Annotated in this window: 15 protein-coding genes; 9 read left to right on the top strand and 6 right to left on the bottom strand. The window is 69.0% G+C overall.

The window, feature by feature from the left end:
- Nucleotides 1-9: 9 nt before the first annotated feature.
- The 3 genes from G6N19_RS04555 to G6N19_RS04545 are packed head-to-tail and all read right to left on the bottom strand — an operon-like array spanning nt 10 to nt 4,462.
- A complete protein-coding gene (locus G6N19_RS04555; protein ID WP_013827870.1) occupies nt 10-1,605 on the bottom strand; it encodes an acyl-CoA carboxylase subunit beta in 1,596 nt (531 codons plus the stop codon).
- Nucleotides 1,602-2,750, bottom strand: a complete 1,149-nt coding sequence (locus G6N19_RS04550) for an acyl-CoA dehydrogenase family protein (RefSeq protein WP_013827871.1) — start codon at nt 2,748-2,750, stop codon at nt 1,602-1,604. Before G6N19_RS04550 ends, G6N19_RS04555 begins: the two co-directional genes overlap by 4 nt.
- Nucleotides 2,747-4,462: an acyclic terpene utilization AtuA family protein gene (locus tag G6N19_RS04545; RefSeq protein ID WP_193465852.1), complete on the bottom strand. Its 1,716-nt coding sequence runs from the start codon at nt 4,460-4,462 to the stop codon at nt 2,747-2,749. The genes G6N19_RS04550 and G6N19_RS04545 overlap by 4 nt, the downstream gene beginning before the upstream one ends.
- Before the next feature lie 259 nt (nt 4,463-4,721).
- Between G6N19_RS04545 and rpmF the strand changes: the two genes are divergently transcribed.
- The 6 genes from rpmF to G6N19_RS04515 all read left to right on the top strand — a co-directional run bounded on the left by rpmF (nt 4,722) and on the right by G6N19_RS04515 (nt 9,809).
- Nucleotides 4,722-4,895, top strand: coding sequence for a 50S ribosomal protein L32 (gene rpmF, locus G6N19_RS04540; protein ID WP_013827873.1), 174 nt, complete (start codon nt 4,722-4,724; stop codon nt 4,893-4,895).
- Between the two features lie 63 nt (nt 4,896-4,958).
- On the top strand, nt 4,959-5,651 hold the full coding sequence (locus G6N19_RS04535) for a response regulator transcription factor (RefSeq protein WP_013827874.1): 693 nt from the start codon (nt 4,959-4,961) through the stop codon (nt 5,649-5,651).
- A complete protein-coding gene (locus G6N19_RS04530; RefSeq protein WP_083038728.1) occupies nt 5,651-7,105 on the top strand; it encodes a HAMP domain-containing sensor histidine kinase in 1,455 nt (484 codons plus the stop codon). Before G6N19_RS04535 ends, G6N19_RS04530 begins: the two co-directional genes overlap by 1 nt.
- A 46-nt stretch (nt 7,106-7,151) precedes the next feature.
- Nucleotides 7,152-8,510, top strand: coding sequence for a S1C family serine protease (locus G6N19_RS04525; RefSeq protein WP_041317246.1), 1,359 nt, complete (start codon nt 7,152-7,154; stop codon nt 8,508-8,510).
- Between the two features lie 146 nt (nt 8,511-8,656).
- Nucleotides 8,657-9,151: a MogA/MoaB family molybdenum cofactor biosynthesis protein gene (locus G6N19_RS04520; RefSeq protein ID WP_041317250.1), complete on the top strand. Its 495-nt coding sequence runs from the start codon at nt 8,657-8,659 to the stop codon at nt 9,149-9,151.
- 229 nt (nt 9,152-9,380) lie between these two features.
- Complete coding sequence (locus tag G6N19_RS04515; RefSeq protein ID WP_013827879.1) at nt 9,381-9,809, top strand: large conductance mechanosensitive channel protein MscL; 429 nt, start codon at nt 9,381-9,383, stop codon at nt 9,807-9,809.
- Between the two features lie 6 nt (nt 9,810-9,815).
- On the opposite strand, the gene G6N19_RS04510 is transcribed toward G6N19_RS04515, so the two are convergent.
- The 3 genes from G6N19_RS04510 to G6N19_RS04500 form a co-directional block, all read right to left on the bottom strand.
- The gene (locus tag G6N19_RS04510) at nt 9,816-10,460 is read right to left on the bottom strand and encodes an SAF domain-containing protein (protein ID WP_041317253.1); all 645 of its coding nucleotides are present in this window, start codon (nt 10,458-10,460) and stop codon (nt 9,816-9,818) included.
- A 67-nt stretch (nt 10,461-10,527) separates the two neighbouring features.
- The gene (locus G6N19_RS04505) at nt 10,528-10,890 is read right to left on the bottom strand and encodes an FmdB family zinc ribbon protein (protein ID WP_013827881.1); all 363 of its coding nucleotides are present in this window, start codon (nt 10,888-10,890) and stop codon (nt 10,528-10,530) included.
- A gap of 103 nt (nt 10,891-10,993) precedes the next feature.
- The gene (locus G6N19_RS04500; protein WP_193465851.1) at nt 10,994-11,590 is read right to left on the bottom strand and encodes a 5-formyltetrahydrofolate cyclo-ligase; all 597 of its coding nucleotides are present in this window, start codon (nt 11,588-11,590) and stop codon (nt 10,994-10,996) included.
- A 75-nt stretch (nt 11,591-11,665) separates the two neighbouring features.
- Here G6N19_RS04500 and G6N19_RS04495 point away from each other — a divergent pair, with 75 nt between their 5' ends.
- Genes G6N19_RS04495 through G6N19_RS04485 form a run of 3 tightly spaced genes read left to right on the top strand, consistent with a single transcriptional unit; the run spans nt 11,666 to nt 14,569 of the window.
- On the top strand, nt 11,666-12,577 hold the full coding sequence (locus G6N19_RS04495) for a UTP--glucose-1-phosphate uridylyltransferase (RefSeq protein ID WP_041317256.1): 912 nt from the start codon (nt 11,666-11,668) through the stop codon (nt 12,575-12,577).
- Between the two features lie 47 nt (nt 12,578-12,624).
- A complete protein-coding gene (gene glp / locus G6N19_RS04490) occupies nt 12,625-13,896 on the top strand; it encodes a molybdotransferase-like divisome protein Glp (protein WP_193465850.1) in 1,272 nt (423 codons plus the stop codon).
- 10 nt (nt 13,897-13,906) lie between these two features.
- Nucleotides 13,907-14,569 carry a GNAT family N-acetyltransferase gene (locus tag G6N19_RS04485; protein ID WP_193465849.1) on the top strand — a complete coding sequence of 221 codons (663 nt, stop codon included), beginning with the start codon at nt 13,907-13,909 and terminating at the stop codon, nt 14,567-14,569.
- Nucleotides 14,570-14,581: the final 12 nt, after the last annotated feature.

Raw genomic sequence — 14,581 nt, 5'->3', positions numbered from 1 at the left:
TCATCGCGCTCACATCCGGAAGACGCCGAAGTTCGACGTCCCCTCGACCGGGCCATTGGCAATGGCGGACAAACACATTCCCAGCACGGTGCGGGTGTCGCGCGGGTCGATCACCCCGTCGTCGTAGAGCCGGCCGGACAGGAACATCGGCAGCGACTCCGCCTCGATCTGGGCTTCGATCGCGGCCCGCAGCGCGGCGTCGGCCGCCTCGTCCACCTGCTGGCCGCGGGCCTCGGCAGCGGCGCGGCTCACGATCGAGATGACCCCGGCCAGCTGTGTGCCGCCCATCACCGCGGCTTTGGAGCTCGGCCAGGCGAACAGGAACCGCGGATCGTAGGCCCGCCCGCACATGCCGTAATGCCCGGCGCCGTAGGAGGCCCCGATCAGCAGCGAGATGTGCGGCACCGTCGAGTTCGACACGGCGTTGATCATCATCGAGCCGTGCTTGATCATGCCGCCCTCTTCATAGGCCTTGCCGACCATGTACCCGGTGGTGTTGTGCAGGAACAACAGTGGGGTGTCAGACCGGTTGGCCAGCTGGATGAACTGGGTCGCCTTCTGGGATTCCTCGCTGAACAGCACCCCGCGCGCGTTGGCCAGGATGCCGATCGGATACCCGTGCAGCCGGGCCCAGCCGGTGATGAGCGACGAGCCGTACATGGCCTTGAACTCGTCGAAGTCCGAGCCGTCGACGATGCGGGCGATCACCTCCCGCGGATCGAACGGGATGCGCAGATCGGCCGGCACGATGCCGATCAGCTCGTCGGCGTCGTACTTCGGCTCGACGACCGCAGCCGGCTTCGGGCCCTGCTTGACCCAATTCAGCCGGGCCACGATCCGGCGGCCGATGCGCAATGCGTCGAGCTCGTCGTTGGCGAAGTAGTCGCCCAGGCCGGACGTGCGGGAGTGCATCTCGGCGCCACCGAGTGATTCGTCGTCGGACTCCTCGCCGGTGGCCATCTTCACCAGCGGCGGGCCGGCCAGGAACACTTTCGAGCGTTCCCGGATCATCACCACGTGGTCGGACATGCCCGGCACATAGGCCCCGCCGGCGGTGGAGTTGCCGAACACCAGCGCGATGGTCGGGATGCCGGCGGCCGACAGCCGGGTCAGGTCGCGGAACATCTGACCGCCGGGGATGAAGACTTCCTTCTGGGTGGGCAGGTCCGCCCCGCCGGATTCCACCAGGGAGATCAGCGGAAGCCGGTTCTCGAAGGCGATCTGGTTGGCCCGCAGAATCTTTCGCAGCGTCCACGGATTCGACGTACCGCCTTTGACCGTCGGGTCGTTGGCGATGATCATGCACTCGACGCCGCTGACCGCACCGATTCCGGTGACCACGCTGGCACCGACCTGGAAGTCGCTGCCCCAGGCGGCCAGCGGGCACAGCTCAAGGAAGGGCGAGTCGGCGTCGATGAGCAGCTCGATGCGCTCCCGGGCGGTCAGCTTGCCCCGGGCGTGGTGCCGTTCGACGTACTTCGGTCCGCCGCCGGCGAGTGCCTTGGCGTGCTCGGCATCGATCTCGGCGAGCTTGTCGGTCAGCGCCGCCGCCGCTTCGGTGTAGGCGGGGGAGGAGGGGTCAAGGGTGGACTTGAGGGTGGTCACGATTGGTATCCCAGCGTTTTGGCGGCCAGTGAGGTCAGGATCTCGGTGGTTCCACCGCCGATGCCGATGATGCGCATGTCCCGATACTGACGCTCCACCTCGGACTCGGCCATATAACCCATGCCCCCGAACAACTGCACCGCCTGGTGGGCCACCCACTCACCGGCCTCCACCGCGGTGTTCTTGGCGAAACACACCTCGGCGATGAGGTTGAACTCCCCGGCCAGTTGGCGCTCGACGACGTGGCGGGTGTAGACCCGGGCGACGTCGATCCGGCGCGCCATCTCGGCCAGCGTGTTCTGCACCGCCTGCCGCGAGATCAGCGGCCGGCCGAAGGTCTCCCGGTCCCGGCACCACGCCAGGGTCAGGTCCAGGCAGCGCTGTGCGCTGGCGTACGCCTGCGCGGCCAGCCCGACCCGTTCGGAGACGAACGCGGCGGCGATCTGGGCGAATCCGGTGTTCTCGACGCCGACCAGGTTGGCCACCGGCACCCGGGCGTCGACGTAGGACAGCTCGGCGGTGTCCGAGGATCGCCAGCCCATCTTCTCCAGCTTGCGACTCACCTCAAACCCCGGCGTGCCCTTCTCGACCACCAGCAGCGACACCCCGGCCGCGCCGGGGCCGCCGGTGCGCACCGCGGTGACGACGTAGTCGGCGCGGACCGCGGAGGTGATGAAGGTCTTGGAGCCGTTGACCACGTAGTGATCGCCGTCCAGGCGCGCGGTGGTGCGCAGGTGCCCGACATCCGAGCCGCCCCCGGGCTCGGTGATGGCCAGCGACCCGATCTTCTCCCCGGCCAAGGTGGGGCGCACGAACTCCTCGATCAGCCTCGTGTCGCCCGAGGCGATCATGTGCGGCACCGCGATACCGCAGGTGAACAGGGAGGCGAAAACGCCGCCGGGTGCTCCCGCCTGGTGCATCTCCTCGCAGACGATTACCGCGTCGGCACCGTCCCCGCCGCTGCCGCCGACCTCCTCGGGGAAGCCCGCGCCCAGCAAGCCGACCTCGGCGGCCTTGCGGTGCAGTTCGCGCGGTAGCTCGCCGCTGCGTTCCCACTCGTCGATGTGCGGGGAGATCTCGCGTTCGACGAAACCGCGCACGGTCTTGCGCAGCGCTTGGCGCTCGGTGCTGGTCCAGATACTCACGGTGCCCTTTCTGACAGCAGCTGTTCGGGTATCTCGAGGTGACGGCTGCGCAGCCATTCGCCCAGCCCCTTGGCCTGCGGGTCGAATCGGGCCTGGTAGGCCACGCCTTGGCCGAGGATGCCCTCGATGACGAAGTTCACCGCGCGCAACTTGGGCAGCAGATGCCGGGTGACCGGCAAGGGGCCGGTCTCGGGCAGCAGCTTCTGCAACATCTCGGTGGTCAGCGTGTGCGCCAGCCAGCGCCACTGCTCGTCGGTGCGCACCCAGACCCCGACATTGGCGGAGCCGCCCTTGTCGCCGCTGCGGGCGCCGGCGATCAGTCCCAGCGGCGCGCGCCGCGTCGGCCCGGCCGGCAACGGCTCGGGCAGCGCCGGCTCGGCGGCGGGCGCCAGCTCGAGTGTTTCCGACGCGGCCGGGATGTCGACCCGGGTGCCGTCGGCGTGTACCGCGACATGGGGCACCGCGGTGGCGTCGACGTAGCCGGGGGTGAACACCCCGTAGACCTGGCCGTCACCGGGCGGGGCGGTGACGCAGAACCCCGGGTAGCTGGCCAGCGCGAGCTCGACGCCGGCCGCGGAGAACTTGCGGCCCACGTTGGCCGGGTCGGGGTCGCGCACCACGCAGTGCAGCAGCGCGCTGGCGGTCTCCTCGGTGTCGGCGTCGGGATGGTCGGTGCGGGCCAATGTCCATTGCAGCTCGGCCGGACGCACCCGCAGCGCCGCCTCCAGCTGGGTGCGGACCAGTTCGGCCTTGGCCTCGATGTCCAGGCCGGTCAGTACGAAGGTGGTGGAGTTGCGGAACCCGCCGATGCTGTTGAGCGACACCTTGCAGGTGGGTGGGGGCGGCTCGCCGGTCACGCCGGAGATGCGGACCCGGTCCGGGCCGTCGGGTGACAGCTCGATGCTGTCGATCCGGGCGGTGACGTCGGGGTTGGCGTAGCGGGCCCCGGTGACCTCGTAGAGCAGCTGCGCGGTGACGGTGTCGACGCTGACCAGCCCGCCGGTGCCGGGATGCTTGGTGATCACCGATGATCCGTCGGCGTGGATCTCGGCGAGCGGGAAACCGGGATGCAGCAGCTGCTCGGTGGGAATCTCGGTGAAGAAGGCGTAGTTGCCGCCGCTGGCCTGGATGCCGCATTCGGTGACGTGACCGGCCACCACCGCGCCGGCGAGCCGGTCATAGTCGGTGCGGGCCCAGCCGAAGTGCGCGGCGGCGGGTCCGACGGTCAACGAGGCGTCGGTGACCCGCCCGGTGATCACCACGTCCGCTCCGCCGGCCAAGCACTCGGCGATGCCCCAGCCGCCCAGGTAGGCGTTGGCGGTCAGCGGAGTGCCCAGCCCGAGCTCGGTGGCGCGGGGGAGCAGGTCGTCGCCTTCGACGTGGGCCACCCGCACCGGGATGCCGAGCCGGTCGGCCAGTTCCCGCACCGCGTCGGCCAGGCCGGCCGGATTGAGCCCGCCGGCGTTGGCCACGATGCGAACGCCCTGGTCACGGGCGAGTCCGAGGCATTGTTCGAGTTGGGTCAGGAAGGTCTTGGCGTACCCGCGTTCCGGATGCTTCAGCCGATCGCGCCCCAGGATCAGCATGGTCAGCTCGGCCAGGTAGTCGCCGGTGAGGTAGTCCAGGTCGCCCCCGGTGAGCATTTCGTGCATCGCCGCGTGCCGGTCGCCGTAGAAGCCTGAGCAGTTACCGATTCGAACCGCTGCTGTCATGCGCAATCCCATCACTCAACCAACCGGTAGGTTAGCCGGTACCGCTGGTGTCGCGTCAAGGCGGGCGTCCCGGTGGTGGTAGCCGGCCCGATGCGGCGGTCCCAGTTTCGCCTCTCCTCCGTCGAGCCTCGCTGAACCGCCGGCTGTGCCATTTTGGAGCCGACACAGATTAGGCGCTATTCTTTTGCAGAAGTCCCGCTATCGGTATCTGCCTGGTATCTGGCGGCAACCCGCACAATTTTTGAGGAGATGCTCGACCATGGCCGTGCCGAAGCGCAGGATGTCGCGCGCGAACACCCGTTCCCGCCGCGCGCAGTGGAAGGCCGAGGCAACCGGCCTGGTCAACGTGTCGGTCGCCGGCCGCGCGCACAAGGTGCCGCGCCGACTTCTCAAGGCCGCTCGACTGGGCCTCATTGATCTCGACCGCCGCTAATAGGGCTCCGACACGACCGGCGCCTGACGCTCCAGCTCGCCCTTCGATGATTGGATAGCACACATGGCTACCCGGGTACTGGTTGTTGATGATGACCGCGCGGTGCGTGAGTCGCTGCGCAGGTCCCTGTCGTTCAATGGTTATTCCGTCTCGTTGGCCACCGACGGCGTCGAGGCACTTGAGGCGATCAGCAACGAACGGCCCGATGCGATGATCCTGGACGTCATGATGCCGCGGCTGGACGGCCTGGAGGTCTGCCGTCAACTGCGCAGCACCGGTGACGACCTGCCGATTCTGGTGTTGACCGCCCGCGACTCGGTTTCCGAGCGGGTGGCCGGGCTGGACGCCGGCGCCGACGACTACCTGCCGAAGCCGTTTGCCCTGGAGGAACTGCTGGCGCGGATGCGGGCGTTGCTGCGTCGCACCACCGCCGAGGACCTGTCCGAATCGGTGGCGATGTCGTTCGAGGACCTGACGCTGGACCCGGTGACCCGCGAGGTCACCCGCGGTGACCGGCAGATCAGCCTCACCCGGACCGAATTCGCGTTGTTGGAGATGTTGATCGCCAATCCGCGCCGCGTGCTCACCCGCAGCCGCATTCTCGAGGAGGTGTGGGGCTTCGACTTCCCCACCTCGGGCAATGCGCTGGAGGTCTACATCGGGTACCTGCGTCGTAAGACTGAAGCCGAAGGGGAGCCGCGGCTGATCTACACCGTGCGCGGGGTGGGTTACGTGCTTCGCGAGACACCACCCTGATGCAGTTTTTCCACCGGCGGCAGGATGGCGCTTCGGCGCAGAGCACATCCCTGTCGCTGCGCTGGCGGGTGATGCTGCTGGCGATGTCGATGGTGGCGCTGGTGGTGGTGTTGATGGCGGTCGCCGTCTACGCGGTGATCTCGGCGGCGCTCTACAACGACATCGACAATCAACTGCAGAGTCGCACCGAGATGTTGATCGCCAGCGGTTCGCTGGCCGCCGATCCGCGCAAGGCGATCGAGGGCACCGCCTACTCCGACGTCAACGCCATGCTGGTCAATCCCGGCCGGTCGATCTACACCGCCAATCAGCCCGGCCAGCGGCTGCCGGTCGGGCAGCAGGAGAAGGCCGTCATCCGTGGCGAACTGTTCCTATCGCGCCGCACCGCGGCCGGCCAGCGGGTGCTGGCGGTGCACCTGCCCAACGGCAGCACGCTGTTGATCTCCAAGAGCCTGGCGCCCACCCGGGCGGTGACCATGAAGCTGCGCTGGGTGTTGCTGGTCGTCGGCGGGGTCGGCGTGGTGGTGGCCGCCATCGCCGGCGGGATGGTCACCCGGACCGGCCTGCGGCCGGTCGGCCGGCTGACCGAGGCGGCCGAACGGGTCGCGCGCACCGATGATCTGCGGCCCATCCCGGTCTACGGCAGCGACGAATTGGCCCGGCTCACCGAGGCTTTCAACGCGATGCTGCGCGCGCTGGCCGAATCGCGCGAACGACAGGCGCGGCTGGTCGCCGACGCCGGTCACGAACTCAAGACCCCGCTGACGTCGTTGCGCACCAACGTCGAACTGCTGATGGCCTCTGCGGCGCCGGGCGCACCCCAGCTGCCGGAGGAGGAGATGGCGGATCTGCGCGCCGACGCGATCGGCCAGATCGAGGAATTGTCCACGCTGGTAGGCGATTTGGTGGATCTGACCCGCGATGACCGGCGCGAGGCGGCGTTCGAACAGGTCGATATCACCGAGGTCGTCGACCGCAGCATGGAGCGGGTGAGACGGCGCCGTAACGACATCGAGTTCGACATCCAGGTGGTTCCGTGGCACGTGTACGGCGACGCCGCGGGCCTGTCGCGGGCGGTGCTCAACATGCTCGACAACGCCGCCAAGTGGAGCCCGTCCGGCGGCGTCGTCGGTCTGCGGATGCGCCAGCTCGACCCGACGCACGTCGAGATGGTGGTCTCCGACCAGGGGCCCGGAATCCCGGAGAGCGAGCGGGAATTGGTGTTCGAACGCTTCTTCCGGTCGGACCAGGCGCGTGCGATGCCGGGGTCCGGACTGGGGCTGGCGATCGTCAAACAGGTGGTGCTCAAGCACGGTGGGGCGATCACCATCGAGGACACCCATCCCGGAGCTGAGTCGCCCGGGACATCGATCCGGATGGTGCTGCCGGGCGGAGCCACCTCCGCCGGTGAGCGGCCGACCCCGGCGGTCACAGGCGCTTCTCAGTCCACGTAGGCATGGTGGTGAGGCAACTTCGCTTCCTTAGGAGTAGGCAACAGACATGACGAACTACCCCGGGTACCCGCCGTCGCACCAGCAGCCGGAGCGGTCCCACCCGACCGGTGCGCCGGGTGCGGAGCAACATGGTCGGGCCGGATACCCCGCCGGGGGCGCGCAGGGCCCGTACTCCCAGTCGTACGACTGGCGCTATGCCCATCCGCAGGCTCAACAGCAGTACCGCTCCGCCTACGGCAACTCCTACGGTCGGCCGCCGGTCCCGGGTCCGGGCGTACCCCCGAAGCGCCCCCGCGCCAATGCGCTGGTGCTCGGCGCGGCGGCCATCGCTGTGGTGTCGGGCGTGACGGGCGGCGTGGTGGGGTCGGCGCTGCACTCCGATCACAAGCCGGTGGCCGGCGGCGGCCACACGACGAGCTTGCAGTCGCCGGGCCTGCCCGCGGCGGTGACCCTGCCGGACGGCTCAGTGGAAAAGGTCGCGGCCAAAGTGGTGCCCAGCGTCGTCATGCTGGAGACCGATCTGGGACGTCAGTCCGAGGAGGGCTCGGGCATCATCTTGTCGGCAGACGGGATGATCCTGACGAACAACCACGTGGTGGCCGCCGCGGCCAAGGCGGACGCGATGTCCAAGGCGCCGCCGAAGACCACCGTGACGTTCGCCGACGGCCGCACCGCGCCGTTCAGCGTGGTCGGGACGGATCCGGCCAGCGACATCGCGGTGGTGCGGGTGCAGGGCGTCTCCGACCTGACCCCGATCACGCTCGGTTCCTCGGCGGACCTGCGGGTGGGTCAGCACGTGGTGGCGGTCGGGTCGCCGCTCGGCCTGGAGGGCACCGTGACGACCGGGATCGTCAGCGCCCTCAACCGGCCCGTGTCCACCAGCGGTGAGGCGGGCAACCAGAACACCGTGCTCGACGCGATCCAGACCGATGCCGCCATCAACCCGGGCAACTCGGGCGGCGCGCTGGTCAACATGAACGGCGACCTGGTCGGCATCAACTCCGCGATCGCGACGATGGGTGGGGACGCCGCCGAAGCCCAGAGCGGGTCCATCGGCCTGGGCTTCGCGATCCCGGTAGACCAGGCCAAACGGATCGCCGACGAACTCATCAACTCGCCCGATCACACGGCGTCGCACGCCTCGCTGGGGGTCCGGGTCACCAGCGAGCGCAGCCTGCACGGCGCCAAGGTGGTCGAAGTGGTGCCCGGTGAGCCGGCGTCGAAAGCCGGTCTGCCGGAAGGCGTGACGGTGACGGCGTTCGACAAGCGCCCGATCGGCAGCGCCGACGCCCTGGTCGCCGCCGTGCGTTCCAAGGCCCCCGGTGACCAGGTGACGCTGACCTATCTGGATGCCGGCGGGGCGTCCAAGACCGTGCAGGTCACCCTCGGTAAAGCCCAGCAGTGACGGACTGGAGAGTCCGGCGGTCCCAGCTTCGGCTCTCCTTCGTCGAGCCTCGCTGAACCGCGGTGCCCATACGGCGGTCCCAGCTTCGGCTCTCCTTCGTCGAGCCTCGCTGAACCGCCGGGATTCGGCGATATACGGTTGCACCCATGGAACAGACGCCAGAACTGGCAGGGCGTGCGCTCGTTGTCGTGGTCGACGACCGGACCGCGCACGGCGATGAGGACCACAGCGGTCCGTTGGTCACCGAGCTGTTGGCCGAGGGCGGGTTCATGGTCGATGGTGTGGTCGCCGTCTCCGCCGACGAGGTGGAGATCCGCAACGCGCTGAACACGGCGGTGATCGGCGGGGTCGACCTGGTCGTATCGGTCGGTGGCACCGGGGTCACCCCGCGTGACGTCACACCCGAAGCCACTCGCGAGATCCTGGACCGCGAAATCCTCGGGATCGCCGAGGCGCTGCGTGCGTCCGCGTTGGCTGCCGGCATACCCGACGCCGGGTTGTCACGTGGCCTGGCCGGAGTCTCGGGAAGCACCCTGGTGGTGAACCTGGCAGGTTCCCGGGCCGCCGTTCGCGACGGGATGGCGACGCTGAACCCGCTGGCAGCCGTGATCATCGGCCAACTGTCCAGCCTGGAGATATAACGGCCATGCCTGGCCCCGACGAGCACCAGGAGTCCTCCGACGAGCGCGATCCGGATGACGCGCGGGAGGCCGAGGAGCGCGAGCGGTGGCTGCGTGACAACGTGCCGCCGCATCACGGTTGAGATTCGACTTCGTCCAATTTCCCTTACGGGCCCGGCGACCGATATTACGGTTCGCCGTAGGCGGTGTGGCGCCGCTTGACAGTGGACTCGTACAGAAGGGGATTGCGGTGCTCAAGGGATTCAAGAATTTCCTGATGCGTGACGACGTCATCACCGTGGCCATCGGTCTGGTGGTGGCGCTGGCGTTTTCCAACCTAGTCGAAGCCTTCACCGACAGCGTGATCAACCCGCTGGTCTCGGCCATGCAACCGGATGCCTCCGGCCTGGGCCTGGGCTATCAACTCGGCGAGGAAGGCAGCGCCGCGACCTTCATCGACCTCGGCGCGTTCATTTCGGCGATCATCTACTTCATCGTGTTCATGGCCACCATCTACTTCTTCATCGTGTTGCCCTACAAGCACATTCAGAAGCGGCGCGGTAAGACGGTGTTCGGTGACCCGGCGCCCACCAAGACCTGCCCGGAGTGCAAGTCGGAGATCGACCCCGAAGCGACCAAGTGCAAGTTCTGCGCCAGCCCGCAGCCTGCCGCGGCCTGAGGCGGTTCAGCGCAGGGTGAGGGTCACGGCCTGAGCCAGCGTGGCACCGGCCACCACCACCGCGGCGGTGGCCGGTAACGCCACGAGGACCACCCGATCGTCATGATTCTGCTTGTCCGACACCAGCACTACGATCCCGCCGGTCGCGAGCACCTTGGGAGCGCCAGGGGGATCTGAGGCGTCATCGGCCGTCACGATGTCGACGACATCGCCGGTGCGCACCAGATCGGTCAACGCGGCGTCAGCCGGGTGTACACCGACGATACGGGCGTCTCGCCCGGCGGCCGCTTCGGTGAGGCGGCTGCCCAGTAGACGGACGTCGGTGAGTAGTTCGCCGCGACGCGCCGGCCCGGCCAGAGTGGTGTGCAGCACCGATGACACGTCGGTGGCGACGCCGTCGGGAACCGTTCGGGCCGAGCGGGATTCGAGCGAGACGTCCTCGGCGGTCAAGGGCGTGCCGGGAGCGATGTCGCGACTGGCCACCACGACGTCGACCCGGTCGCTCTGCGGGTCGGAGCGGATCGTTGCGACACCGGCCAACACCACCAGTGCGCCGGCAACCACCCGCCGCGCCAGCATGGTGCGGGCCCAATCCGGGCGCAGCAGCGAAGAGACCCGGCTGACCAAGGTCGGGTTGAGCGACTCGCCCATGACGGTCACGCTAAACGGCCGGACCGCCCGGGACGCTCGCCGCGGGGCCCGGCCTGTGGATAACTGGTTAAGCGGAGGCGGCGGCAGCGGTGGAAGCGGTGCTTGCCTTCGGCTTGTCGGCCGATTTGGTACCGCTGTCGCCGGAGGACTTGTCGGCGGACTTGGTGGCCCCCTCGCCCGAGCTGCCGGAGTCGCTCGAGGCGCCAGCGGCTCCAGCCTTGGCGGAGCTGCTGCCGTTGGACGACTTGCCCGCATCGCGGCTGTCGGTGCGGTAGAAGCCGCTGCCCTTGAACACCACGCCGACCTTGCCGAAGATCTTGCGGAGGCGACCGCTGCACTCCTCGCAGGTGGTCAGCGCGTCGTCGGTAAAGGCCTGGACCACGTCGAAGCGGTTGCTGCACTCGGTGCAGGCGTAGCTGTAGGTGGGCACGCGAACCTCCGTGGATCGAACAATCGGGTTAGCACTCTACCGTGCTAAGTGCTAGAACCGCTATTCGGCCTTGCGCATTCCGGGCTGCGACGGGCCGTCGGGATCACGCCAGAGCCACCACACCGAGCCCCGGGGTCAGCGCGTGGGTCATCGACACGTCGTGCGGCTCGGCCGGCAATTCGTCGAGTAGTTCGGTGTCGCGCACCACCGCTACCAGCGGTATCTGCGGCCGGCGCAGTAGCAGGGAGCGATCGTAGAAACCGGCGCCGCGGCCCAACCGCGCGCCCCGGCGGTCGATGGCCAGCGCCGGGACGACGATCAGATCCGCCTCGGCCAGCACTTCGGCCGGTAGCCAGGGCGGCGTCGGTTCGAGCAGGCCGAACGGCCCGGGGACGAGGATTTCGGGCCGGTACTCGCCCCACATCAGCGCCAGCGGTGTGCCGTCGTCTTCGGTGCGCACCACCGGCAGCAGCACCCGGATGCCGCGCCGCGTCAAGCGGTCGAGCATGGCGGTGGAGCCGGGTTCGCTGCCCACCGGCACGTAGGCGCAGACCGTGTGGGCGCCGCCGGCGAGCTGCTCCAGGTGGCCGGCCAGCGCGCGGGCCTCGGCGTCGTGTGCGTCGGGAGGTACCGCGCGTCGTGCCGCGAGCAGGCGCGCGCGCAGGGCGGACTTGGCGGTCACCGCCGCGTTGTCGGTCACGCCTTCAGCCTGTCAGTCCCGGCTCGCCCACCGCCAGCGGCGGAACTGGAGTTGATTGCGGTTATCGTGTGAACAATGCCCACGCCGAACGCTTCCATTCCGCGTACCGCCATTGTGCCGGCGGCCGGTTTGGGTACCCGTTTTCTGCCAGCCACTAAGACGGTGCCCAAGGAGTTGCTGCCCGTCGTCGACACCCCGGGGATCGAGTTGGTGGCCGCCGAGGCGGCCGAGGCAGGCGCCGAGCGACTGGTGATCATCACCTCGGAGGGCAAGGACGGGGTGGTCGCGCACTTCGTCGAAGACCTGGTGCTGGAAGGCACGCTGGAGGCGCGCGGCAAGAAGGCGATGCTGGCCAAGGTGCGCCGCGCCCCGCAACTGATCAAGGTGGAGTCGGTGGTGCAGGCCGAGCCGCTGGGGCTGGGGCACGCCATCAGCTGTGTCGAGCCCACGTTGTCCGCCGACGAGGATGCGGTCGCCGTCCTGCTCCCCGACGACCTGGTACTGCCCACCGGGGTGTTGGAGACGATGTCGAAGGTGCGGGGCCTCCGGGGCGGCACCGTGCTATGCGCGATCGAGGTCAGCCCCGACGAGGTCAGCGCCTACGGCGTTTTTGACGTCGAGCCCGTTCCCGACGGTGACAATCCCGACGTGTTGCGGGTCAAGGGCATGGTGGAGAAGCCCAAGGCAGCCGACGCGCCATCGATGTATGCCGCCGCGGGCCGCTACGTGCTGGACCGTGCGGTGTTCGACGCGTTGCGGCGCATCGACCGCGGCGCCGGCGGGGAGGTGCAACTCACCGACGCCATCGCGCTGATGATCGCCGAGGGCCACCCCGTCCATGTCGTGGTTCACCGCGGCTCGCGACACGACCTGGGAAATCCGGGCGGCTACCTCAAAGCTGCGGTTGACTTTGCCCTGGATCGTGATGACTACGGTCCGGACCTGCGCCGGTGGTTGGTGGCGCGGTTGGGCTTGGCGGAGAACTGAGGGGACCGTCAGCCCGAATCGGACCGAGGTTTTGAGAAAGGCGCACCGTGCGTTCGGTTGAGGAGCAACAGGCTCGGGTGTCGGCTGCCGCGGTGGCGCCCCGCCCGGTCCGGGTGGCGATCGCCGAGGCGCAGGGCCTGATGTGCGCTGAAGAGGTGGTCGCCGAGCGGCCCATGCCGGCCTTCGACCAGGCCGCGATCGACGGCTACGCGGTGCGCAGCGTCGACGTACTCGGCGCCGACGCGATCGGCGACAGCTCCGATGAGCGCGGCGATGTTTCTGATGCTCCCATCACGCTTCCGGTGCTGGGCACCATCGAGGCCGGGGCGCGCACCCCGACTCGGCTGCAGCCCAAGCTGGCGACCCGGATTCAGACCGGGGCGCCGATGCCCACCCTCGCCGATGCGGTGCTGCCGCTGCGGTGGACCGACGGTGGCAACTCCCGGGTGCGGGTGCTGCGAGCCGTGCGTCCCGGCGACTATGTGCGCCGCGTCGGCGACGACGTGCAGCCCGGCGATGTCGCCGTCCGCGCCGGCACGGTCGTCGGCGCAGCTCAGGTGGGTCTGCTGGCCGCCGTCGGCCGTGACCGGGTGTTGGTTCATCCGCGCCCGCGACTGTCGGTGCTGGCGGTGGGCGGCGAGCTGGTCGACGTGAACCGCACCCCCGGCAACGGGCAGGTCTACGACGTGGACTCTTATGCGCTGGCGGCGGCCGGCCGGGATGCCGGGGCGGAGGTCAACCGCGTCGGGATCGTGAGCAGCGAACCCACCAAGCTTCGCGAGGTGGTCGAGGGCCAGCTCAACCGGGCCGAGGTGGTGGTGATCGCCGGCGGGGTCGGCGGTGCCGCGGCCGACGCGGTGCGCGCGGCCTTGTCGGGCCTGGGCGAGCTCGAAGTCTCCCGGATCGCGATGCATCCCGGTTCGGTGCAGGGTTTCGGCCAGCTGGGACCGGAAGGGGTCCCGACGTTTCTGTTGCCGACCAACCCGGTCAGCGCGCTGGTGGTATTCGAGGTGATGATCCGTCCGCTCATCAGGCTGTCGCTGGGCAAACGCGAGCCGATGCGCCGGATGGTGCGGGCGCGGACACTGGGCCCGATCAGTTCGATGCCCGGCCGCAAGGGGTATCTGCGGGGTCAGCTGATGCGCGATGAGCAAACCGACGAGTACCTCGTGCAGGTGCTCGGGGGCAGCGGGGGCACCTCGTCGCATCTGCTGGCGACCCTGGCCGAAGCGAACTGTCTGGTGGTGGTTCCCGAGGAGGTCGAGCAGATCGACAGCGGGGAGATGGTGGACGTCGCCTTCTTGGCTCAGCGGGGTTGAGTCAGGGCGCATGCTGGTCAACCTGTGGCCTTTCAAGGCCGTCCAGCACCCCGGCTGGCCGACGGTGCTCGGACCGCTGCGAGTGCCGGCCGGGGTGATCCGGCTGCGGCCGGTGCGGATGCGCGACGGAGTGGCCTGGAGCCGGATCCGATTGGCCGACCGATCCCACCTGGAACCGTGGGAGCCCAGTGTCGAGGCGGACTGGGGCACCCGGCACAGTACGGCCGCGTGGCCGCCGGTGTGTTCGACCCTGCGCACCGAAGCCCGCTACGGGCGGATGCTGCCGTTCGTCATCGAACTCGACGGACGGTTCTGCGGCCAGTTGACGGTCGGCAACATCGCCCACGGCGCGTTGCGGTCGGCCTGGATCGGCTACTGGGTGTCCAGTTCGGCGGCCTGCGGGGGAGTGGCGACCGGGGCGGTGGCGCTCGGCCTCGACCACTGCTTCGGGCCGGTCCGGCTGCACCGGGTGGAGGCGACCGTCCGGCCCGAGAATGCGGCCAGCCGTGCGGTATTGGCCAAGGTCGGGTTTCGTGAAGAGGGCCTGTTGCAGCGTTATCTGGATGTCGACGGCGCGTGGCGGGACCACCTACTGGTGGCGATAACGGTCGAGGAAGTCGCCGGGTCGGTGACCGCGGGACTGGTGCGGGCCGGCCGGGCGTCGTGGGTCTGAGTGATTTCGTCC

Origin of the sequence: Mycobacterium novum, assembly GCF_010726505.1 — a bacterium.
In the GTDB taxonomy this organism is placed as follows: Bacteria; Actinomycetota; Actinomycetes; order Mycobacteriales; family Mycobacteriaceae; genus Mycobacterium; species Mycobacterium algericum.
This window is presented reverse-complemented; position numbering and strand designations above follow the sequence as displayed.

Bases quoted from the DNA above. Each gene is read 5' to 3' on its own strand.
- G6N19_RS04545 (WP_193465852.1), bottom strand. From the start codon at position 4,462: ATGACAGCAGCGGTTCGAATCGGTAACTGCTCAGGCTTCTACGGCGAC.
- rpmF (WP_013827873.1), top strand. From the start codon at position 4,722: ATGGCCGTGCCGAAGCGCAGGATGTCGCGCGCGAACACCCGTTCCCGC.
- G6N19_RS04535 (WP_013827874.1), top strand. From the start codon at position 4,959: ATGGCTACCCGGGTACTGGTTGTTGATGATGACCGCGCGGTGCGTGAG.
- G6N19_RS04530 (WP_083038728.1), top strand. From the start codon at position 5,651: ATGCAGTTTTTCCACCGGCGGCAGGATGGCGCTTCGGCGCAGAGCACA.
- G6N19_RS04525 (WP_041317246.1), top strand. From the start codon at position 7,152: ATGACGAACTACCCCGGGTACCCGCCGTCGCACCAGCAGCCGGAGCGG.
- G6N19_RS04520 (WP_041317250.1), top strand. From the start codon at position 8,657: ATGGAACAGACGCCAGAACTGGCAGGGCGTGCGCTCGTTGTCGTGGTC.
- G6N19_RS04510 (WP_041317253.1), bottom strand. From the start codon at position 10,460: ATGGGCGAGTCGCTCAACCCGACCTTGGTCAGCCGGGTCTCTTCGCTG.
- G6N19_RS04495 (WP_041317256.1), top strand. From the start codon at position 11,666: ATGCCCACGCCGAACGCTTCCATTCCGCGTACCGCCATTGTGCCGGCG.
- G6N19_RS04485 (WP_193465849.1), top strand. From the start codon at position 13,907: ATGCTGGTCAACCTGTGGCCTTTCAAGGCCGTCCAGCACCCCGGCTGG.